The sequence below is a fragment of the Streptomyces sp. ADMS genome (assembly GCF_033441795.1).
In the GTDB taxonomy this organism is placed as follows: domain Bacteria; phylum Actinomycetota; class Actinomycetes; order Streptomycetales; family Streptomycetaceae; genus Streptomyces.
Map to the genome: position 1 here is coordinate 66,806 of NZ_JAVFVX010000023.1, position 20,805 is coordinate 87,610.

Sequence of the window (20,805 nt, forward strand, 5' to 3'; positions counted from 1 at the left end):
CCACGACGACCGTCGAAGCGGGGCGCGGTAGGGGGGTGCCGTGCCCGGTGGACATACGTCCCGCCGGGCCGTGCCGCGAAACCGACCACCCGCTCAGGGTGTTCGGCCAGCTTTGCCAGCTCACCCGGCATGCACGGAGACAGCAAGAGACCGATACGGAGAAGCCACTCGTCATGCCGTAAGTGAGAACCCCCCTTTCGAACCGGACAAAGAGCCGGGCCGCCCAGGGGCGGGCGGTCCACCGGACGAGAGGGACCAGACTCATGAGTTCTGTTCTGCGCCCGGCGGTTTCGGGCAAAGATCCCGTCACAGCCAGTCAGGATCTGACGACAGTCAGCCAGGATCCGACCACGGTCGGCGCATACCGGGCCATTTCCTCACACCTGGCGATCACGCCACCCGTGAGTGTGGTGATCCCCGCCATGAACGAGGCGGAGAACCTGCCGTACGTCTTCAAGACACTGCCCGACTGGATCCACGAAGTGGTCCTGGTCGACGGCAACTCCACCGACAACACCGTCGAGGTCGCCCGCGAGCTGTGGCCTGACGTCAAGGTCGTCGAGCAGCAGGGCAAGGGCAAGGGGGATGCCCTGATCACCGGGTTCGAGGCCTGCACCGGCGACATCATCGTGATGGTCGACGCTGACGGGTCGGCGGACGGCAACGAGATCGTGTCGTACGTCTCCGCGCTCGTCTCGGGCGCCGACTTCGCCAAGGGCTCCCGCTTCGCCAACGGCGGCGGCACCGACGACATGACGCCCATCCGCAAGCTCGGCAACTGGGCGCTGTGCACGGTCGTCAACAAGAAGTTCGGCGCCCGCTACACCGACCTGTGCTATGGCTACAACGCGTTCTGGCGGCACTGCCTCGACAAGATCGACCTCGACTGCACCGGCTTCGAGATCGAGACCCTGATCAACATCCGGGTCGTCAAGGCGGGGCTCAAGGTGCAGGAGATCCCGAGCCACGAGTACCTCCGTATCCACGGCGCGAGCAATCTGCGGGCCGTGCGCGACGGTCTGCGCGTGCTCAGGGTGATCCTGCAGGAGCGCTCCAACCGGCGTGCCCTGCGCAGCCGTTCGCACTCCCGCATCCTCAGCGCGAGCCGGGGAGAGGCGTCTTGAACGAGCTCGACGTCTCGGTGGTCGTCTGCGTCTACACCGAGGACCGCTGGGAGGACATCCTCGCGGCGGTCGCCTCGGTGCGGGCGCAGTCGCGGCCGGCCCTGGAGACACTCCTGGTCGTCGACCACAACCAGGCTCTGCTGGAACGGCTGGCCAAGGAGTACAAGGAGACCGACGGGGTACGGGTGCTCGCCAACGCGGGCCCGCGCGGCCTGTCGGCCGGCCGCAACACCGGGATAGCCGCCTCGCGCGGGGAGATCATCGCCTTCCTCGACGACGACGCCGTGGCCGAACGCGACTGGCTGCGCCACTTCGCCGAGGGGTACGCGGACCCCCGGGTGATGGCCGTCGGCGGCCGTACGATGCCGATCTGGGCGTCGGGCCGCCGGCCGGCCTGGTTCCCCGAGGAGTTCGACTGGGTGGTGGGCTGCACGTACAAGGGGCTGCCCGGGGGGCGCGTCCAGGTCCGCAACGTGCTGGGCGGGAACGCCTCCTTCCGGCGTACGGCCTTCGACGCGGCCGGCGGTTTCGCCACCGGCATCGGACGGGACGGCGACAAGCGTCCGCTGGGCTGCGAGGAGACGGAACTGTGCATCCGGCTCACCAGGGCCAGACCCGGCGCCGTCCTGCTGATCGACGACCGCGCGGTGATCCATCACCGGGTGCCCGAGGTCCGCGAGCACTTCGGGTACTTCCGTACCCGCACCTACGCCGAGGGCCTGTCGAAGGCTCTCGTCGCCCGAAGTGTCGGTGCGGACAAGGGACTTGAATCCGAGCGCCGGTACACCACCCGGGTGCTGCCCGCCGGCGTCGCGCGCGGTCTGCGCGACGCCCTGCTGGCCAGGCCCGGCGGTGCGGGCCGTGCGGGCGCGATCATCACCGGGGTGCTGACGGCGGCGGGCGGATACGTCCTCGGGAGCCTGCGGGCGCGGCGGGGCGGGGCCACCTTCACGGTGGTGGAGATCGAGAGCGCGGCGCGGACCGAGGGAGGGGGCCCTCGATGACCGGCGCACCCGTACCGATCCTCATGTACCACTCCGTCGCCACCGAGCCGAACGACGCGACCAGAACCCTGTCGGTGGCGCCCGGGGATTTCGCCGAACAGATGGCACTACTGGCCGACCAGGGCTTCACGCCCGTCAGCACGGCGGAACTGGCAGCAGGTTGGCGATCCGGCCGCCCGCTCCCCACGCGTCCGCTCCTGATCACCTTCGACGACGGTTACGAGGGGGTGCACCGGCACGCGCTGCCGGTGCTCGCCAAGCACGGATTCCCCGCCACGCTGTTCGTGTCGACGGGCTGGCTCAGGGGCCCGTACGACACCGGGGGCGGCCTCGACAGCATGCTGGACTGGGACCAGGTGCGCGAACTCGCGGGCAACGGCGTCGAGATCGGCGGCCACAGCCACACGCATCCGGAACTGGACCAGCTCGACGACAACGCGCTGCGCTCCGAGCTGACCCGGTGCCGGGACGTCGTCGCCGGTGAACTGGCCGCCATGCCCGTGTCGTTCGCCTACCCGTACGGCTACTCCAGCCGCCGGGTACGGGCGGCGGTGCGGGCGGCCGGATTCACGCAGGCGCTCGCCGTGGGCAACGGTCCGGCACGCCGGGAGCAGGGCCCGTACGCCCTGCGGCGCGTCACCGTGCGCCGCTCCACCGGCATCGAGGAGTTCGCGCGGCTGGCCGAAGGCGGTTCGGTCATCCGCGACTTCGCCCGGGACCGTGCCCTCACCAAGGGGTACGCCATCGTCCGCAGAGCACGACAGGTCCGCCGGAAGGCCATCCGTTCCCGTGTCTGACACGACGACCACACCCGCCACCGAGACCGCCGGGACGTCCGACGCCGGTCCACCCCAGCGACGTTCCGGCCGGCGGCTGCGGCTGCCCGGCCTGGGCAAGGGCAACGGGGGCGGCAGCCAGCTGTTCCGCAACGCCTACGCGCTGATGCTCAACACCGGCATCTCCGCCGTGCTCGGGCTCGGCTTCTGGCTGGCCGCCGCCCGCTACTACTCCGAGTCGGCGGTCGGCCAGAGCTCCGCCGCCATCGCCGCCATGAAGCTCCTCGCCGGCCTCACGGCGGTGACGCTGACGGGCGCCCTGGCCCGCTTCATCCCGGTCGCGGGCCGCGCCACCGGACGGCTCATCTTCCGTACATACGCGGGCAGTTCGGTGATCGTGGCACTGGCCGGCGGTGTCTTCCTGCTCACGCTGGACATGTGGGGGCCGTCGTACCGGTTCCTGCACGGGCCGGTGCCCGCGTTCGGGTTCGTCGGGGCCGTCGTCCTGTGGAACCTGCTCACGCTCCAGGACGGGGTGCTGACCGGGCTGCGCAGTGCCCTGTGGGTGCCCGTCGGCAACACGGTGTTCTCGGCCGTCAAGCTGGCGCTCCTGGTCGCCTTCGCGGTGGCGATCCCGACGAGCGGTGTCTTCGTGTCATGGGTCGCCGCGATCGCCATGTCCGTACTGCCGCTCGGCTGGCTGGTGTTCCGGCGGCTGGTGCCCCGGCACGTCAAGGCGACCGAGGAGCACACGGAACCGCCGGCGCTGAAGGAGATCGGCCGGTTCCTGGCCGGCGACTACACGGGATCGCTGTTCTCCCTCGCCGTGGTCTACCTGGTGCCGGTGATCGTCGCCGCGCGGGTCAGCTCCGCCGACAACGCGTACTTCTACATCACCACGACCATCGGCGGCACGGTCAACCTGCTCGCCATCAACATGGGCGCCTCACTGACCGTCGAGGGCTCGCACGATCCGGCCCGGCTGGCCGCCAACACCCGGGCCGCGCTCAGGCGCATGGCGCGGATCATGCTGCCGGTCGCCGGTGTGCTGTTCTTCGGCGCGCCCTGGATCCTGGGGGTCTTCGGCTCGGGTTACGCGGACGCGGCGACCCCGCTGCTGCGCTGGTTCGCGGTCGGCGCGGTGCTGCGGGTCGTCATGGAGACGTACTTCGCGGTGCTGCGCGCCCAGAGCCGCACCGCCGGACTCGCCTGGATGCAGGGCCTGTTGTGCACACTGGTGCTCGGTCTGACGCTGGTGCTGCTCCCCCGGATGGGTCTGACCGGAGCGGGCGTCGCGGAGATCTCGTCCCTCGCGGTGATCGTCGCGATCGCCGCACCCAAGCTGTACCGGACGGTCAGGGCGGTACCGGCCGACTCCGTCCCCGAGGGTACGGCACCGGACGGCGACCTCGCCGACCTGACCGCGGGCTCCCGCCGTCGCGGGCAGGGCTGGGCTCCGGACTCGGACACGCTCGCGCTCGGTGTCCACCTCGACTTCGACCACCTGGAACGCCGCCCGGACGTCCGCCCGGGGCCGGGGACTCCGCCCACGGGCACACCGGCGCCCCGGGTGGACCACCGGCCGGCCTGGGCCCTGGAACCGGTGGGGCCGGAGGCCGTGGGGCTGCCGACGGGCGCGGCCGGGGAGCTCGCCGTTCCGGGGAGTGCGGACGACGAACTCGTACGCGCCGCGCAGGCATCGCTCGTACGGGAGATGCGGACCTCACACGCCCCGCCCGACCCGTCGCCATCGCCTCCGCTCTCCCTGCGTGAACGTCTGCTGCCCACCCGCCTCGGCGTGGCCCTCGGCTGTCTGCTGATCGCCGCGCTGCTTCTCTACTGGGTGCCCGCGTCCCGCCTCGGCGAGGCCGACCTGGACCGGATGGGCGGGCTCGGGCTGATCTCCGTACTGCCCGTGCCGACGCTGGTCGGGGCCGGGCTGCTGGTCCTGGTGTTCTCGTCGCTGCTGTGGGGCAACCGGGAGCACCGGACGCTGCTGGCTCTCACGCTGCTCGCGACCGTCGTGTCGCTGCACGCGCTGCCCGCGGTGATCGAGGCCGAGCCACGGTTCGCGACGGCGTGGCAGCACCTCGGGTTCATCGACCACATCGACCGGACCGGGTCCGCCGTACCGGACCTGGACGCCCGCTGGAGCTGGCCGGGCTTCTTCGCCGGGGCCGCGTTCGTGGCGAAGGCATGCGGGGTCGGTGACCTCACGGAGGTCATCCGCTGGTGGCCAATGACCATGCAACTCCTGTACCTCGCACCGCTGTTCCTGCTGACGCGCTCGCTGCGGGCCAGCTGGCGCGCCAAGTGGACCGGCGTGTGGATCTTCGTGCTGAGCGGCTGGGTCGGCCAGGACTACTTCTCCCCGCAGGGTTTCACCTACCTCCTCTATCTGGTCTTCGTGGCGATCCTGCTGGTGTGGTTCCGGGCGCCACGGGTGCTGTGGGCGAGGATGCGGCCGGGCGAAGCGGAGGTCGAGCCGGCCGACCGGCGTCAACAGGCTGTCCTGCTGGCTGTGTTGATCGCCCTGTTCGCTGCGACGGTCCCGGCCCACCAGCTGACGCCGTTCGTGATGCTGGGCGTACTGGCGGTCCTCATCCTGATCGGCAGGTCCGAACTGCGGGGGCTGCCGATCCTGTTCGGCGTCATCGTCGCGGTCTGGGTCGGTTTCATGGCCGAGCCGTACTGGTCGGGGCACTTCGACGAGCTCTTCGGCGGTATGGGCGGAGTGGGCGGCAATGTGTCGTCGAGCGTCTCCGGCCGTATCGAGGGCGGCAGTTCGTCCCACAAGCTCGTCCTGTACACCCGGGTGCTGCTGGCGGGCGGGGTCATGACCCTGGCCTGCTACGGCTGGTGGCGCCGTCGCGACCACAAGTACCGCGAACGCTCCCTGCTCGTCCTCGCCTTCGTCCCGTTCCTGGGCTTCGGGATGCAGTCGTACGGCGGCGAAATGGCCCTGCGCGTCTTCATGTTCGCCCTGCCCGGCGCGGCCCTGCTCGCCGCCCTGGCGCTGTTCCCGCGCACCGGGATCACGGCGAAGGAACGGGACCGGGACCGGATCAGTCTGGCTCCCTTGGCCGCTCTGCTGGCGGGCCTGGTCCTCATGGGCGGCTTCCTGGTGGCCCGCTGGGGCAACGAGCCCTTCGAACGGACCCGGCCCGGCGAGGTCGCCGCGATGAACTACGTGTACGCGCACGACGATCCGACCGTACGCCTGCTGTGGCTGAGCAACGACCTCGTCGACAACGTGACGCCGGCCCTGCCCTGGGGCGCCAGGGACATGGAGAAGGTGCAGTACGTGCCGACGCTCGCACCGGTGGACCCGGTGCTGGTGTCGGGGCTGGTGAAGGCGCTCAAGGACGCGGGGCCCCACTCGTATCTGATGGTCAACCGCAGTCAGGTCGTCTACCTCCAGCTGGACGTGGGCTACTCGGCTGCCTGGGAGAACCGGCTGCTCCAGAACCTGGACGGCCGGGACGAACTGAAGAAGGTGTTCGTCAACTCCGACGTCACGATGTACTCGCTGCGGCAGCAACCGGAGGGCAGGGTCGCGAAGGCCGATCCCGGCCCGATCGGCCCCCAGGTGACGTGGACACCATGGTCGGTGGTGGGCGGCCTGGCGGCCGTCGCCCTGATCCTGCTGCTCACGGCCCGGGAGGTCGTCCGGGTCGCGTTGCGGCCGAGCGTGCGGCAACTCCGTTGGCTGCAGAGCAGCTTCTGGTTCTCGCTGCCGCTGCTGGCGGTACTGCTGGCTTCACTGGTGCAGCGGTTCCTGACGATGAAGTGAGGGTGGGGGTGGCTCGGTGGCCGAGTCGTCCAGCGGTCGAGTGTCCCAGTGGCTCACCGGTCGAGTGGCTCAGCCACTGGGTGATTTGCCGGCCGAGTGGCCGACTGGTTCAGCCACGGACTGGCTCACCGGCCAAGTGGCCGACCGCCTCAGCGGCTGAGCCACTTCACCTCATACGCGCCCATCGCGAACCGCTTCCCGTCCACCTGCGCGTCGATCGGCCGGTCCAGGGTGTTGACGACGAGAACGGCCTTGTCGTCGGCGAGTACGCGCACGTTGGACACGTCACCCGGGGCCACCAGGACGGTCTCGTACTCCGTGCCCGGCGGGAACGCGGCGCTGAAGCGGGAGACGAGGTCGTACATGGGAAGTGGCTGTCCCCCGCCGTCACTTGAGGTGGGGGTCCACAGGCAGCCCGCGCAGTCGGTGCCCTTCTCGGCCTCGGGGTTCCAGTAGAAACCGGAGGAGGCGCCGCCCTTGGCCATCGCGATCATGCCGGCGGCCTGGACGGCCTCGCGGCGGGTCTCGGACCAGTCCGTGCGGTCGTCGTTGCCGTCGGCGGGCTCGACGTAGTACTCGGCCCACCACAACGGCAGCCCCCGCGTCCGTGCGCGCACCCAGTTGCCGACGGCGGTGAACTTCTCGGTCGCCGCGAACTCGTCGGGCAGCAGGTCGTCGTCCTTGGTGTAGCTGGAGCCGTCCACCACGACGAAGTCGGCGCCCGCCTTGTGCGCGTTCCAGTAGTCGAAGGCGTCGAGGACCCGCTGGTCCATGGCGCCCCAGGGGCCCCTGAAGGTCGTGGAGGCGTCCGGCTTCTGCCGGGGGTCGAGACTGTCCATGACGAGATACGGCCCGCCCACCATGATGTCCTCGTCGACCTTCTTCAGCGCCTTGTAGACCAGGTTGTACAGCTCGGTGTAGCCCTCGTAGTCCCAGCGCGCCTCCGGGTTGTTCCAGAAGCCCTTGAACTCGTTCCACACGACGAAGTGGCGCACATCGGGATAGCGCTTGGCGACGGTCGCGGCGAGCGTGGCGAAGTCCTTGTAGTGCGCGCGCTCGGGGGCGGTCTCCAGGGCGGACTGGCTCCAGTTCGTGTTGTCGGAGCCGGACTTGCCGCCCTTCATCCAGTCCGGGGCGCAGCACAGGGTGACCACCGGGGTGGCGCCGGACGCGCGCATGAAGTCGATGCGGCGGTCCATCTCCGCGAAGTCGTAACGCCCCTTCACCGGCTCGGGGTTGCCCGCGCCCCAGCCCATGATGTGCTGGTTCTGCGGCAGCCCGGCGTCCTTCGAGAACAGGCCCTCGACCCGGTCGACGGCCGCGGCGTTGCCCTCGTCGGCACTGAACTGGGTGTGCGTGAAGCCCCATCCGACGTCCGGCCCGGACGACGCGGAGGAGGAGGCGGGCGGCGTGCCGTGCACCTTGTCGCCGTCGCGGGAGGTGCCCGCGGTGCTGCCGCCGTTCGAGGGCAGCGTGTTGATCAGGGTCAGGACCAGGGCCAGCGCGGCGGCCCCCACACCGAGCAGGGCGGTGAGCTGCCACCGCCGAGCCCCCGAATTCCACCCATGGCATCCCATCAAGGGCAACAGTAACGGCGGGGCACGGGCGGAGGGCAGGCCTCCGCAGCGCCCAGCCGGTCACAGGCCAGAACGTGTCGGACGCCCAGGCCGAAGACACCGCACACGTAGACACACGGCGACACACTGCGGCACTCTGCGCGCACTGCGGAAACCGGGTGCACAGGGCGCCCGGGTGCCGGATCATGGCGGCATGTCCGCGAACCCACACGACGCGCTGCCGATCCGGCTCAACGTCGACGACAGTGACTCCCCGTCCGATGTCGTCGACGCGCTGTTCCTCGGCCGCTTCGCGACGGGCGAGCAGCCGTACTCGCACGCGGTGAACATCGACCGCGTACGGTCCGGGGCGACCCTTCTTCCGCCGGGCGCCCGCGTACTGCGCGCCGCCCGCGACGACGACCGCAGCGCCACCCTGGCGGAGGGCGACGGCTGGACCCTGCTGGTGTCCCGCTGGAACCGTGGCGCCGACGTCACGGTGACGGCGACCACCCCCGAGCTGGCCGCGAAGATCCTCGACCAGACGACGGACGGCGCGGCGGACGAGCCCGAACCCCAGCCGGAGAACGTGACGATGGGCTTCTGGTACGTGTCCCCCCGCCGGGGCCCGCACCGCACGACGCGCCAGATCTCGGCGGGCACGTGGGAAGAGGTCCGCGCGAACTACACGGCACCGGTGGCGGACGCGATGGACGGCCTGATGAAGACGACCCCGGAGGACATCGCGGGCCGGCTGCTGTTGCTCCACGGCCCGCCGGGCACCGGCAAGACGTCCGCGCTGCGCACGCTGGCCCGTTCCTGGCGGGACTGGTGCCAGGTCGACTGCGTCCTGGACCCCGAGCGCCTCTTCTCCGACGTCGGCTATCTGATGGACATCGCGATCGGGGAGGATGACGGCACGGGCAAGGGCCGCTGGCGCCTGCTCCTCCTGGAGGACTGCGACGAACTGATCAGGGGCGAGGCGAAGCACACGGCGGGCCAGGCACTGTCGCGGTTGCTGAACCTGACGGACGGCCTCCTCGGCCAGGGCCGCAATGTCCTGGTGGGCGTGACGACCAACGAGGACCTGGAACGCCTCCACCCCGCGGTGGTCCGCCCCGGCCGCTGCCTGGCCCGCATCGAGGTGGGCCCCCTGACCCGCCGAGAGGCCTCGACGTGGCTGGGCACGGAGGACGGAGTGGGCCGCGAGGGCTCAACCCTGGCCGAGCTGTATGCCCTACGCAGGGGCACAACTCCTACGACGGTCCCGGACCCGAGGGAGGGCGCGGACGCGGGCTTGTACTTGTAGCAGGCGGAGGATGCTCCTGGGCGCGCGGAGGACTGCGCGTCTTTAGGGGACGCGGGGAATGCCGCGTTTCGGGGCGCGAGGAACTGCGCACCGTGGAGGCACGGGCAACCGCAGGCTTTCAGGGCGCGGGATACTGCGCGACAAGCCTCCGCAGCCGCCACCGCCCGGCAGCCGCAGAGACGCCCCCTCCTCACCCCTCACCCCTCGTAAGCCGCCCGCAAAGCATCCTTCACCGCGCCCAGCGCCGCGTCCTGCCCCAGCCCGAGCCGCCGAACCCGCTCCACGTAGGCCTGCGCGGCAACCGCCGCCTCCCGATCCGCCGCCGAGCCCGCGGCTGCGACAACCGTCCCGTTGCGCCCCCTCGTCTCGATCACCCCGTCCGCCTCCAACGCCCGATACGCCTTCGCAACCGTGTTCGCGGCGAGCCCCAGTGACTCGGCGAGCCCCCGAACGGTCGGCAACCGGTACCCCACCGGCAGCGTCCCGGCCCGGGCCTGCTCGGAGATCTGGGCGCGCACCTGCTCGTAGGGCGGCGCGCTGTCATCGATGCGGATCTTCAAGGTCACGCTGCGATTGTCCCGTACCGGCCGGAAAATGAGAGGCACCGGCCACATCTCGCCGCGTAACGTCCGGGCTCATGACAGTGACCGTGCGAGCCCTCAGCACCGAAGACCGGGCCGGCGTCGAGGCCTTCGCCCGCGTCCGCCGTCTCGCCCTCCCCTTCCTCCTGGTCACGCCGGAGGCCATCGCCTACGACATCGCGCACGCCCACCCCGACGCCCACTACCAGGCACTCGTCGCCGAGGAGGACGGCGAGGTCCTCGGCACCGCCCAGACCGCGGTCGTCCACGACAGCCCGGAGCCCGGCCAGGGGTACGTCAACGTGTACGTGCACCCGGAACACACCCTGCGCGGCGCCGGTTCGCACCTCGTCCGCGCCGCCGAGCAGCACCTCGCCGCCGCAGGGGTGACGAAGTCCTTCTCCTGGGTGTTGGACGCCCCCGACAACCGCGCCTTCGCCGAACGCCGCGGCTACCGCTCCAGCCGCAACGCGCACTTCCTCCGCCTGGACCTGGCGAACGGCAAGCTGCCCCCGCTCCAGGACCCCCCGCCCGGCGTCGAAATCCGCCCGGCCTCCGACTTCGCCGCCGACCCGCGGCCCCTGTTCGACCTGGACGCGGAGACGTCGTCGGACGAACCGAGCGATGTCGACTACGAGTTCACGGACTACGAGGCCTGGCTCCGCGAGACGTGGCAGCACCCCCTGCTCAGCCACGAGCTGACCTCGGTCGCTGTCGTCGACGGCCGCCCCGCCGCCTTCAGCGCGGTCCGTACGGACGGCACCCCCCTCCCCCACACTCGAATCCGCTCGAGCGGGGGGACCCCCATCGGCACCGTGATGACCGGCACCGCCCGCGGCTTCCGCGGCCGAGGCCTCGCGAAGCTCGCCAAGAACGACTCCCTGCACCGCGCCCGCGCCGCCGGGTACACGGAGGCACTGACGGGCAACGACGCCGGGAACGGCCCGATGATCGCGATCAACAACTGGTTCGGATACGAGATCTGCGCAACGGAGGTGCGGTATGTCCGCGAACTCGGCTGAGGCCACGCCCTCGCCCCCGACCAGCCCCTCGGTGACCGTCGTCCTGGTCAAGGGCGGCCGTACCAAGATCAGTTACCCCGCCGCGCTGCTTCACGACGACGGCACCCGGCTCGCCGTACGCGCTGCCTGGGCCAGCGGCGGAGTGCGCGACTTCGGCTTCGTCCGCTTCGAGCCGGGTGACGTGTTCACGGAGTACTACTGGCGGGACCGCTGGTACTCCGTGAAGGAGGTCCGAGACGCGACGGGCACGCTGAAGGGCTGGTACTGCGACATCACCCGCCCGGCCACCCTCACCGGCACCGACCTGGTCGTCGAGGATCTCGACCTGGACCTGTGGCGCTCCGCCGACGGCACGGACGTACGGCGGCTGGACGAGGACGAGTTCGAGGAGAGCGGTCTCGCGAAGTCGGACCCGCAGGCCGCGTCCGCCGCCGTTTCGGCCCTCGACGAGCTGGAGTCGCTGGCGCGCGAGGGCGGCTTCGAGAAGCTGCTCGACTGAACGTACAAGCGGGCTTCCAGAGATACGGGCCTACGCGCTGACCTGCTTACGGGCTTACGGGCGGGCCAGTACCGCGTACCGCTCATCCTCGACCTCGCGCCCCCACAGCCGCGCGTCGCCGGACAGTCGCTCCACGCGTACGTCCGCGGCGAGGGGCGCGAGCAGCGCGGTGAGCCGGTCGGCGGGTATGCCGACCGGGCTGACCGTCCCCCACACCCCCTCGACCAGCACCAGCCGCCCGCCGGCCCTGAGCAGCCCCTGCCAATGCCGCAGCACGCGCGCGGGGTCGGGCAACGTCCACAGGACGTGCCGTACGAGCACGACGTCGAAGCGCTCCTCCCTCACCGGCGGCGCCGCCGCGTCACCGACGAAGAACACCGCGTCACGGCCGGCCAGCTTGGCCCTGGCCTGCTCGACCATGGCCCGGGACGCGTCCACGCCGGTGACACGGTGCCCCTGTTCGGATGCGAGGAGCGACAGGCTGCCGGTGCCGCAGCCGAGGTCGAGGACGTCGGCCGGGCGGTCCGGCAACCAGGACCGCAGCCGGGTGGCCCAGGCCTCGCGCACGACCGCGTCACGCAGGCCGTGGTCGGTCTCGTCGTCGAAGGTGGCCGCCTCGGCATCCCAGTCGGTGTTCGTCATACGGCCAAGAGTGACACCGGCCACTGACAATCGAATCGTGACGGCCGCCACTGACAGGCCGGCGCCGATGAGTCACCCTCCCGGAAAGGGTCTATCTCCGCGAAAACGCGGAACACGGTAGACCGAAGGAGGCAGCCATGCGCCGCGTAACCGTGCAGAAGCCCCTGAAGAAGCCGGACTCCCGCAGAGTCCGGGAACAGGCCGACGAACGCACCACCGAGCGTCCCGAGGTCCGAAAGGACATCGCACGCATCTGGTGGCCGGAAGGATGAAACCGGCCCGCCGTCGACGGCCGTACAGAGCCTGACCGCCGTCAGGCCCGGCGCTCGCGCTGCCTACCTGAGCGCAGTCCGAACCCTTCCTTAAGCCGAGCATAAGGATCTCCCTCGCCTGCCTCCAGCAGGCGATTCCGCGGTTTCTTGGGGCTAGCTTGCTGATCGCCCCCTGATTGACCGTCGCGAGGAGTTCCCGCATGCCCGCACGCCGCCGCACGGCAGCCTCGATCGCCACCGCGCTCGGCGCGGTCCCCCTCGCCCTCGTCCTCGCCACGCCGGCATCCGCGCACGGCTCGCTGGGCGACCCGGTCAGCAGGGTCGCCCAGTGCTACGCGGAGGGCCCCGAGAACCCCGCGTCGGCCGCGTGCCGGGCGGCGGTCGCGGCAGGCGGCACGCAGGCGCTGTACGACTGGAACGGCATCCGCGTCGGTGACGCGGGCGGACGACACCAGTCGCTGATCCCGGACGGCGAGCTCTGCAGCGCGGGCAACGACGGGTTCAGGGGCCTCGACCTGGCCCGCGCCGACTGGCCGGCGACCGGCGTGCGCAGCGGCTCGTACACCTTCAGGTACCGCGTGACCGCCCCGCACAAGGGCACCTTCGAGGTGTACCTCACCAAGTCGGGTTACGACCCGGCCCATCCCCTTTCCTGGGCCGGCCTCGACCTCGAACACCCGGTCGCGACGGCCACGGACCCGGACGCGGCGGGCGGTTTCTACACGTTCACCGGCAGCCTGCCGCAACGTTCCGGCAAGCAGCTCCTGTACGCGGTCTGGCAGCGCTCCGACAGCCCGGAAGCGTTCTACTCGTGCTCCGACGTGACGTTCGGCGAGGGTGCAGACGCAGGTGCCGGTGCCGCTGCCGGCGGCGGTGCGTCGAGCGGCGCCTCCGCACCCTCCGAGGAACAGTTCGAGGACGGTGCCGACGAGTCGACGGCAGGACACGCGGGTCACGGTGAGGCGGAGGCCGGTACGTTCGCCACTTCTTCCGCCACTCCGTCCGCCGGTACGTCCATCAGTACGCCGGTCGCGCAGCCGAAGGCAGCGGGCGCCGCGGTGGACCTCGCCGACACCGGAGGTGCTTCTGGCACCGGGTACCTCGCGGTGGGCGGCGCGGGCGCGTTGGCGGCGGGCGCTGTGGCTCTGGTGCTCTCGGTCCGGCGGCGTGCGGTGGGGGGCGCCGGACAACACGGCCGCTGACCCTGGTACTCGCTCCCTCCCTCCCCGCTCCGTCCGCCGGGGCCTGACTGGCGGCTCAGGCCGGCCAGGCCCCGGCGGACGATCCCTGAGATCCCTGATCGGGTCAGCCGATCGCCGACAGACAGGTGGTGGCGGTGGCGTGCGCCGGATCGAGGGCGTTCGTCACCTCGTGGAACGCGATCCGGTCGAGCAGTCCGAGGGCGGCATGTTCGGAGATGTCCAGTGGGCACAGGGACTGGATCAGGACGTTGTGCACGTCGGATCCGTTCAGGAACTGGCTGCGGTACGGCGTGACCACCTCGTCGTACCGGGTGGCGATGACCGTGTAGTGGACGCCGGGGACGGTGTCGCCGCCGGCGTTGAGCTTGGCGAGGAAGGCGGACCCGGCCACCTGGTCGGCGAGGGCGGGGGTGAGGGTGGAGAGCAGGTTCTCGGCCCCGGGGAAGTGCTTCAGCAGGTTGGTGAGGCCGTTCAGGGTGGTGCCGTGGTTGCTGGGCGCGATGCCGATCAAGGTGTTCACCTCGGCGGCGCCGCCGAGGAACTTGAGGTAGTAGCGGGGCATCATGCCGCCCTGCGAGTGGCCGACGAGATCGGTCTCGGCGGCGCCGGTCGCGGCGAGCACCTTGTCGACGAAGACGGCGAGCTGCTCGGCCGACTTGTCGATGGGGCCGAGACCGTAGAAGAGAGGTACGCCGGGCAGTTGGCCGTAGTCGAGCGAGAAGACGCAGTAGCCGCGGTTCTTCAGATACGGCGCGAGGGTGAGCCAGTTGTCGACACCGTTGGCGAAGGTACCGTGGACGAGGATGACGGGGCGGGGATGGGCGGCGGACGGTTTGCAGGAGTAGTTGTTCCAGCCGCTGCTGGGGGCGGATTCGGTCTGCGTTGCGGCCTGTGTCTCGGCCTGCGTTGCGGCTTGTGCGGTGGTGACGGGCACGATGGTGGCCGCGGCGGCCAGCAGCAGTGCGGCGAGGGGTCTGAGTGCGCGGTTCCAGGGCAGCATCGAGTGATCTCCTTGCGGCTCAAGGGATTTGCGACGGCTCCACGCCCTGTGATCCGGATCACGAGGATGTTGTTCACTCGTCAAGTTACGAGCGAGTAGCGCAACGAGGGAAGTTACGCGTCAGTAAAAACTTCCGGCGCTGTCCGGAGACTGTGATATTGGGCGGACGCGCAAGACCCGAGCCCGGTCGGCGTCAACTCCTCGGCATGCAGGGCGAGTCCGCGCACGCGAGCTGGCCGCAGGGAACGCGCCGGAGACAGCGAGCGTCTCCGACCGTTCAGCGGCGGTCCGGTCCGCAGGGACCGCACCGTCGCGAGAGCGGCACAGCCCGGGGCAGGCAGTCAGTCAGCCAGAGCGGCTGGACGCACAGCCTCCGGCCCGAAGCGTCGACGGGCACGGTCCACTGCGGCCTCGACCGCGTGGGCGCGGGCGTCGCCGGGATCCAGGGAGAGCTGTCGGTAGGCGCTGTCGGCCGGCCGCAGGTCGTCGGCGCGAAGCGCGAAGGCGCGGACCCGTGCCCGCTGCAGCCCGAGGCCGGTCAGCAGTCCCAGGACGGCAGCGGCGAGGGCGGGTGAGTGACTGGTGGGTTCCGGCAGCGTGCGCGTACGGGTGGTGGAGCTGCGGTCGGCGTACCGCACGGTGAGAGCGAGCCGACCGGTGGTCCGGCGTTCACCGCGCAGGTGTCCGCCGATCCGGTCGGCGAGTGCCAGGACAACCCGGTGATGCTGTGCCGGGTCGAGACAGTCCCGCTCCAGCACCAGGTCGGCGACCAGGTGCTCGGCCGGTTCCGACGGGGTGACCGGGCGCGGGTCGTGGCCTCGGGAACGCTCGGCCAGCAGCCGGGCGGAGCCGACTCCGAGCAGACGTTGCAGGGTCGCCGCCGGTATGTCGGCGATCTGGCCGATGGTGTGCAGGCCGTACCGGTTGAGCGTGTCCGCCGTGGCGCGGCCGATGCCCGGCAGCGCGGTGACCGGGCGGGGGTGGAGCCAGTCGGCGGCCTGCCCGGCCCGGATCCAGGTGGTCTCGCCCGGCGCGGACGCGTCGGCCGCCATGGCGGCCAGCATGCGGTTGCTCGCGAGCCCGGCGCTGCTGTCGATGCCGTAGAAGAGTTTCAGCCTGAGCCGCGCCGTCTGGACCACGTCGTAGGGAGACAGGTCGAAGTACCGGAGGGCCGACGTCAGGTCGAGCTGGACGGCGCCCGGCGGCACGGCCTGGACGTGGGGCGTGATACCAGACATCAGTTCGACTATGTCGTCGTACCGGGCCCCGGTCAGCGCCGCGTGCAGATGGAGGTGGGCGATGTGCCGCTGACGCATGGTCATCCCGCGCTCCCCGGGCTGCGGTGGCCGAACTTCTTCAGGTCGGCCGAGCGGGTACCGGCGGGTTGCAGATCGGCGTACGGGTGCAGCCGAGCCCCTGTCGTGCCGTTGGCCAGGGTCCGCTGCGGCTGGGCCGGCGTCGGGTGCGGGCGGTCGGCACCGACGAGGGCGAGTGCGGCCTCGGGGCCGTTGTCGCGGCGTGCGGCGGCGACCTCGTCCAGGTCCCAGGCCATGCCGCCGACGACGGTACGGCGGGTGCCGCGCACCTGGACCGTGCCGCGCACCAGCAGCAGTCCACTATGGAAGACGGTGTACGCGCAGGCCGGGTGGGAGTCCTCGAAGAAGGCCAGGTCGACCAGGCCTGAGCCGTCCTCCAGCGTCACGAAGATGACCCGCTTGCCGCTGGCGATCGGCGGGGTCTGGGTGGAGGCCCGCACCCCGGCGACCAGGACCTGCTGCCCGGCGCGCAGTCCGGCCAGATGGGCCGCGTCGGTCGCGCCGATCTCGCGCAGGAGACGGTGGTGGTGCTCCATGAGGTGCCTGGAGACGTCGATGCCGAGGGTGTTCAGCTCGGCACTGAGCGCCTCGCGTCCGGTCATCTCCGGCAGGCCGCTCGGCTCCACTCCTCCCACAGCGCCTGTGTCGATGGGCAGTTGGCCCGAGCCCGCGGTCCGGTGGCGGGACTGCCGGTGCAACTCGGCGGTCTGGAGCAGCAGATCGCGCCGGGTGAGGCGGCCGTCGTGGAGGGAGCTCAGGGCGCCGATCTCGGCGAGGCGCTCGGCGACCGGTCTGCTGGGCCGGGCCCGCTGCCAGAAGTCCGACAGCGATCCGTACGGCTGACCCTCCTCGATCCGGGCGCACTCCTCCGCGCTCATACCGCGCACCGCGGAGAGCGCGAGCCGTACACCCCACTGCTCTCCGTCGGCCTTCTCCACGGTGTGCTTCACCCGGGAGCGGTTGATGTCGACGGGCAGGACCTGTACGCCACCCCGGCGGGCGTCGGCGACCAGGACGCGCTTGGGCCACATACCGGGGTCGTGTTCGAGCAGGCCTGCCAGCAGGAACGCCGGATAGTGGGCCTTGAGCCAGGCGCTCTGCAACGCGGGTACGGCGAACGCGACCGCGTGGGCGCGGCAGAAGCCGTAGGCACCGAAGGCCTCGACGGTCCTCCAGACCTCGTCCCGGACGGCCGCGCTGTAGCCACGCGCGCGTGCCAGGCCGTGGAACCAGTCCCTGACCGCGGGCAGCCGCTCCTTGTCGCCGAGCGCCCGTCGGGCGATCTCCGCGAGGGCCAGGTCGCAGCCGGTCATCACATGCAGCGTCTCGATGATCTGCTCGTGCCAGATGGTCACGCCGTAGGTGTCGGCGAGCACCGGTTCCAGGTCCGGATGGGCGTACGACGGTGTGCCGCCGTGCCGGGCGGCGATGTACCGCTCGGGCATGCCGCCGGCGACCGGGCCGGGGCGGAAGAGGCTGATGTCGGCGATCACGTCCTGCTGGTCGCGGGGCTGGAGCCGGGAGAGCAGGTCCTGCTGGCCGGGCGACTCCAGCTGGAACAGACCCAGGGTCCGGCTCTCCTGGATGAGTTTGAAGGCGAAGACGTCGTCGAGCGGGACCTGCTGGGGGTCGTCCAGGTCGATGCTGTTGCCGGTGGTCCGTTCGATCTCGGTGACGGCGTGGGCCATCGCGGACTGCATCCGGACGCCGAGGACGTCGAGTTTGATGTTGCCCAGTGCCTCGATCTCCTCCTTCGCGGCCATGGCCATGGGGTAGTCGCCCTGCGGTGTGGGCTGCACCGGCAGCCGGTCCAGCAGGGTGGCGTCGCTGATGACCACACCGCAGGGGTGCATGGCCATGCCGTGGACCAGGGAGTCGAGGCCTTCCGCCAGCTCCCACAGCGGTCCGAACCGGTGCGCCTCGGCGGCCAGTTGCCGCAGTTCGGGCAGTTCGGCGAGGGCGCTGGTGATGTCGGAGGCGCGCAGGTGCGGAAAGCTCTTGGCGATCCGGTCGACGTCCGCCGGGGCGATGCCGAGGGCGAGGCCGGTGTCACGCAGGGCGCGGCGGGCGCGGTAGGTCTCGGGCATCGCGGTGACCGCGACCCGTTCCCTGCCGAACCGGCCGAAGATCGCGTCGTAGCACTCCAGGCGCCGGGCCGACTCCACGTCGATGTCGATGTCGGGCAGGCTCCTGCGCCGCTCACTGAGGAAGCGTTCGAACAGCAGCCGGTGGTCGAGGGGGTTCGCGGTGGCGATGCCGAGCGCGTGGCAGACCATCGAACCGGCGCCCGAGCCGCGGGCGGCGACCCGGATGCCCAGCTCCCGGATGTCGGCGACGACCTGGCCGACGGCGAGGAAGTACGAGTCGTAGTTCAGCCTTGAGATCACAGCCAGTTCGTCGTCCAGCCGGTCCCGGACGGCTCGGTCCCGGTCCCGGTCCCGGTCCGGGCTCCCGTACGGGTTCCGGTCGCCGTCGCGGCCCAGGCCACGTCGGACCAGGCCGGCCTCGCACCGCTCGCGCAGCAGCCGGGCGGCGCCGCCCGCACCGGGACCGGCACCGAACACGGACGGTTCCGGGAAGTGGGCGGTGCCCAGGCCCAGGTCGGCCCCGGGGTCGAGGACACAGGCGCCGGCCGTGGCGGCGGTGTCGGCGAGCAGCCGGCGGGCCCGGCGTGCGTCGGCTCCGGCGCACTCGGCGACCGCGTACGCGATCTCCGTCATCCTTCCCTCGTCCTTCAGCCAGCGCTCCCCGCTGTCGAGGCGGCGCCGGTCGATCGGCCGCAGCAGCCGGGCGGCGTCCAGGACGTCGGCGAGGCGGTGTTGGTCGGGGTCGGCGTAGCGGACGGCGTTGGTGAGAACGGCGGGGGTGCGGGTGCGGTCGGCCAGGGCGAGGGTGCGGGCGGCGAGACGGAGGGAGCCGGGGCCGAGGCCGGTGCCCGTACTGGCCCCAGGCCCAGGCCCAGGCACAGGCACAGACCCAACGCCGCCGCCGGCACCGGCGTCGGTGCAGAAACGTTTATGCAGGATCACTTCCAGCCGCACCCCGCCTCCGAAAACCTCCCGCCACGGCGCCAGCAACCGCGCCGCGACATCCTCCCGGCCCACCGCCAGCGCCCGCACCGGCTCCGAGAGCGGTCCGAGGAGCACGGTCAGACCGGGGCCGCCGTACTCACGCAGCGCCTCCCACGGCACCACCACCGGCGCCGCGCCGGACGCCGTACCGACATGCGCGGCCGAGGTGATCCGGCACAGCCGCGCCCATCCGGCCCGGTCCTGCGCGAGCAGCGTGAACCGCAGCACCGGCTCGACCACATGGGTGCCGCCGCGCGCCGGGGTACGGCGCCGCCGGTCCGGGGGCGGCGGCGCGAGGGCCGCCACCCCCAGGTCGACGCCGAAAACCGGCCGGACCCCTTCCTTCACACAGGCCCGGGCGAACCGTACGGCGCCGGTGACCGTGTCCCGGTCGGTGAGGGCCAGCGTCTCCATGCCGCGCTCGGCGGCCCGCCGGGCAAGCTGCTCGGGGTGGGCGGCACCATAACGGACGGAGTAACCGGACGCGACGTGCAGATGGACGAAGCCCGTCATGCCGCACCTCCATCACTCCACCCCTTTTCAGCCAGTCAATCGATCACCAGTTCGATGATCGACCCACGCTCGATTCGCACTTCCGTTCGATTGGCTCGTTCACTCTAACCCCATCAGCCCCGGTCAGCGACCCGATCAAGAGCCGGAAACGAGCCGATCAAGGACCACGCCAGGGGCCGGACACCCTGGCGCACAACAGAAAAAGGCCTACCCCAAAGCCTCTCCGAAGACTTCTTTCCGGCCGCGCCGAACGCCGAAGAGCCGCCCGGCGCGAACGCCGGGCGGCTCCATGAATCGAACAGACAGGCAGGCGTCAGCCGATCTGCGTACCGGCGGCCGACAGCGCCTTCGTGACTGGCTGGAAGAAGGCCTCCCCGCCCGAGTCGCAGTCGCCACTGCCGCGCAGTCGCCGCTGCCGCCGGAGGTGAGGCCGATCGCGCTGCTGCCCGAGAAGAGCGAGCCACCGCTGTCACCGGGCTCGGCGCAGACGTCGGTCTGGATGAGCCCGCTGACGATGTCGCCGTTGCCGTAGTTCGCGGTCGCGTCCAGACCGGTGACCGTGCCGGAGTGCACCTGGGCCCTGGAGCCACTACGGGTCACCGACTGGCCGACGGTGGCCAGGGGGGGCGCCGGTGATCCGCTGGGAGCTGCCGCTGCAGAGGCTGACCTGGCTCGGGTGGGCGACGTCGGCCGTGCACTTGACCAGACCGCAGCCGCTGCCGCTGCCGGGGAAGCTGGACGACTCGTTCTCGCCGACACGCCGGACGAGTCCGACCAGGTCGGGACCGGCTCGGTGCAGAGCCCGGCGGTCAGGAAGCAGGTCGCGAGGTCTGGTCCTGTCTTGAATTCGCCCCTTCGGAGGTCGAATCCAGCTCCGCGTGCAACAGGGACGCGGCGGACGGCAGTTGCTCCTGCACCGATTGCCCGGCGACCTCCGGCTGTGGTGCCCGTGGCAGCTGTGACGCCTCCGCCTGCCCGGTCGCCTGCCCGGTCGCCTGCCCGGTCGCCTGCCCGGTCGCCTGCCCGGTCGGCGGCCCGGCCGACTGCTCTCTCGGCTGCCCGGCCGGCTGCTGCGCCCGTTCCAGGAAGCGGAGCAGTTCGACCGGGAAGGGCAGGACGAGCGTC

General features: G+C 71.2%; 15 protein-coding genes and 2 pseudogenes. 9 read left to right on the forward strand and 8 right to left on the reverse strand.

Annotated features, from left to right (window positions below; translation table 11 throughout):
- Window positions 1–263: 263 nt before the first annotated feature.
- The 4 genes from RB628_RS13120 to RB628_RS13135 are packed head-to-tail and all read left to right on the forward strand — an operon-like array spanning window position 264 to window position 6,697.
- Window positions 264–1,124: a glycosyltransferase family 2 protein gene (locus tag RB628_RS13120; protein WP_318320555.1), complete on the forward strand. Its 861-nt coding sequence runs from the start codon at window positions 264–266 to the stop codon at window positions 1,122–1,124.
- Window positions 1,121–2,128, forward strand: coding sequence for a glycosyltransferase family 2 protein (locus tag RB628_RS13125; protein WP_318320556.1), 1,008 nt, complete (start codon window positions 1,121–1,123; stop codon window positions 2,126–2,128). The genes RB628_RS13120 and RB628_RS13125 overlap by 4 nt, the downstream gene beginning before the upstream one ends.
- Window positions 2,125–2,925 carry a polysaccharide deacetylase family protein gene (locus RB628_RS13130; protein WP_318320557.1) on the forward strand — a complete coding sequence of 267 codons (801 nt, stop codon included), beginning with the start codon at window positions 2,125–2,127 and terminating at the stop codon, window positions 2,923–2,925. Before RB628_RS13125 ends, RB628_RS13130 begins: the two co-directional genes overlap by 4 nt.
- Window positions 2,918–6,697 (forward strand): lipopolysaccharide biosynthesis protein, encoded by a 3,780-nt coding sequence (locus RB628_RS13135; protein ID WP_318320558.1) that lies wholly within the window; start codon window positions 2,918–2,920, stop codon window positions 6,695–6,697. Before RB628_RS13130 ends, RB628_RS13135 begins: the two co-directional genes overlap by 8 nt.
- Window positions 6,698–6,846: 149 nt before the next feature.
- Here RB628_RS13135 and RB628_RS13140 read toward each other — a convergent pair whose 3' ends face one another.
- Window positions 6,847–8,274 (reverse strand): GH39 family glycosyl hydrolase, encoded by a 1,428-nt coding sequence (locus RB628_RS13140; RefSeq protein WP_318320559.1) that lies wholly within the window; start codon window positions 8,272–8,274, stop codon window positions 6,847–6,849.
- A 193-nt stretch (window positions 8,275–8,467) separates the two neighbouring features.
- On the opposite strand from RB628_RS13140, the gene RB628_RS13145 reads away from it, so the two are divergent.
- Window positions 8,468–9,562 carry a DUF5925 domain-containing protein gene (locus tag RB628_RS13145; RefSeq protein ID WP_318320560.1) on the forward strand — a complete coding sequence of 365 codons (1,095 nt, stop codon included), beginning with the start codon at window positions 8,468–8,470 and terminating at the stop codon, window positions 9,560–9,562.
- Window positions 9,563–9,759: 197 nt separating this feature from the next.
- On the opposite strand, the gene RB628_RS13150 is transcribed toward RB628_RS13145, so the two are convergent.
- Window positions 9,760–10,128: a GntR family transcriptional regulator gene (locus tag RB628_RS13150; RefSeq protein WP_318320561.1), complete on the reverse strand. Its 369-nt coding sequence runs from the start codon at window positions 10,126–10,128 to the stop codon at window positions 9,760–9,762.
- Between the two features lie 71 nt (window positions 10,129–10,199).
- On the opposite strand from RB628_RS13150, the gene RB628_RS13155 reads away from it, so the two are divergent.
- Together RB628_RS13155 and RB628_RS13160 are read left to right on the forward strand one after the other, a co-directional pair.
- Entirely contained in the window at window positions 10,200–11,165 is a 966-nt protein-coding gene (locus RB628_RS13155) for a GNAT family N-acetyltransferase (protein WP_318320562.1), read from the forward strand.
- Window positions 11,146–11,664: a DUF402 domain-containing protein gene (locus RB628_RS13160; protein WP_318320563.1), complete on the forward strand. Its 519-nt coding sequence runs from the start codon at window positions 11,146–11,148 to the stop codon at window positions 11,662–11,664. Before RB628_RS13155 ends, RB628_RS13160 begins: the two co-directional genes overlap by 20 nt.
- Before the next feature lie 54 nt (window positions 11,665–11,718).
- Here RB628_RS13160 and RB628_RS13165 read toward each other — a convergent pair whose 3' ends face one another.
- Window positions 11,719–12,306: a class I SAM-dependent methyltransferase gene (locus tag RB628_RS13165; protein ID WP_318320564.1), complete on the reverse strand. Its 588-nt coding sequence runs from the start codon at window positions 12,304–12,306 to the stop codon at window positions 11,719–11,721.
- A gap of 137 nt (window positions 12,307–12,443) precedes the next feature.
- Between RB628_RS13165 and RB628_RS13170 the strand changes: the two genes are divergently transcribed.
- Together RB628_RS13170 and RB628_RS13175 are read left to right on the forward strand one after the other, a co-directional pair.
- Window positions 12,444–12,578, forward strand: a complete 135-nt coding sequence (locus RB628_RS13170; protein ID WP_318320565.1) for a hypothetical protein — start codon at window positions 12,444–12,446, stop codon at window positions 12,576–12,578.
- A gap of 200 nt (window positions 12,579–12,778) precedes the next feature.
- Entirely contained in the window at window positions 12,779–13,780 is a 1,002-nt protein-coding gene (locus RB628_RS13175) for a lytic polysaccharide monooxygenase (RefSeq protein ID WP_318320566.1), read from the forward strand.
- A gap of 103 nt (window positions 13,781–13,883) precedes the next feature.
- Here RB628_RS13175 and RB628_RS13180 read toward each other — a convergent pair whose 3' ends face one another.
- The 5 genes and pseudogenes from RB628_RS13180 to RB628_RS13200 form a co-directional block, all read right to left on the reverse strand.
- Complete coding sequence (locus RB628_RS13180) at window positions 13,884–14,780, reverse strand: esterase/lipase family protein (RefSeq protein WP_318320567.1); 897 nt, start codon at window positions 14,778–14,780, stop codon at window positions 13,884–13,886.
- Window positions 14,781–15,121: 341 nt separating this feature from the next.
- Entirely contained in the window at window positions 15,122–16,102 is a 981-nt protein-coding gene (locus tag RB628_RS13185) for a DNA polymerase thumb domain-containing protein (RefSeq protein WP_318320568.1), read from the reverse strand.
- Entirely contained in the window at window positions 16,099–19,680 is a 3,582-nt protein-coding gene (locus RB628_RS13190; protein WP_318320569.1) for a DNA polymerase III subunit alpha, read from the reverse strand. The genes RB628_RS13185 and RB628_RS13190 overlap by 4 nt, the downstream gene beginning before the upstream one ends.
- Window positions 19,681–19,993: 313 nt before the next feature.
- Window positions 19,994–20,496: pseudogene (locus tag RB628_RS13195) on the reverse strand (trypsin-like serine protease); the annotation flags it as partial.
- Window positions 20,490–20,805, reverse strand: a pseudogene (locus RB628_RS13200) (hypothetical protein); the annotation flags it as partial. The pseudogenes RB628_RS13195 and RB628_RS13200, both read right to left, overlap by 7 nt.

Bases quoted from the DNA above. Each gene is read 5' to 3' on its own strand.
- RB628_RS13120 (WP_318320555.1), top strand. From the start codon at position 264: ATGAGTTCTGTTCTGCGCCCGGCGGTTTCGGGCAAAGATCCCGTCACA.
- RB628_RS13130 (WP_318320557.1), top strand. From the start codon at position 2,125: ATGACCGGCGCACCCGTACCGATCCTCATGTACCACTCCGTCGCCACC.
- RB628_RS13140 (WP_318320559.1), bottom strand. From the start codon at position 8,274: ATGGGATGCCATGGGTGGAATTCGGGGGCTCGGCGGTGGCAGCTCACC.
- RB628_RS13145 (WP_318320560.1), top strand. From the start codon at position 8,468: ATGTCCGCGAACCCACACGACGCGCTGCCGATCCGGCTCAACGTCGAC.
- RB628_RS13155 (WP_318320562.1), top strand. From the start codon at position 10,200: ATGACAGTGACCGTGCGAGCCCTCAGCACCGAAGACCGGGCCGGCGTC.
- RB628_RS13160 (WP_318320563.1), top strand. From the start codon at position 11,146: ATGTCCGCGAACTCGGCTGAGGCCACGCCCTCGCCCCCGACCAGCCCC.
- RB628_RS13165 (WP_318320564.1), bottom strand. From the start codon at position 12,306: ATGACGAACACCGACTGGGATGCCGAGGCGGCCACCTTCGACGACGAG.
- RB628_RS13170 (WP_318320565.1), top strand. From the start codon at position 12,444: ATGCGCCGCGTAACCGTGCAGAAGCCCCTGAAGAAGCCGGACTCCCGC.
- RB628_RS13175 (WP_318320566.1), top strand. From the start codon at position 12,779: ATGCCCGCACGCCGCCGCACGGCAGCCTCGATCGCCACCGCGCTCGGC.
- RB628_RS13180 (WP_318320567.1), bottom strand. From the start codon at position 14,780: ATGCTGCCCTGGAACCGCGCACTCAGACCCCTCGCCGCACTGCTGCTG.
- RB628_RS13185 (WP_318320568.1), bottom strand. From the start codon at position 16,102: ATGACCATGCGTCAGCGGCACATCGCCCACCTCCATCTGCACGCGGCG.
- RB628_RS13190 (WP_318320569.1), bottom strand. From the start codon at position 19,680: ATGACGGGCTTCGTCCATCTGCACGTCGCGTCCGGTTACTCCGTCCGT.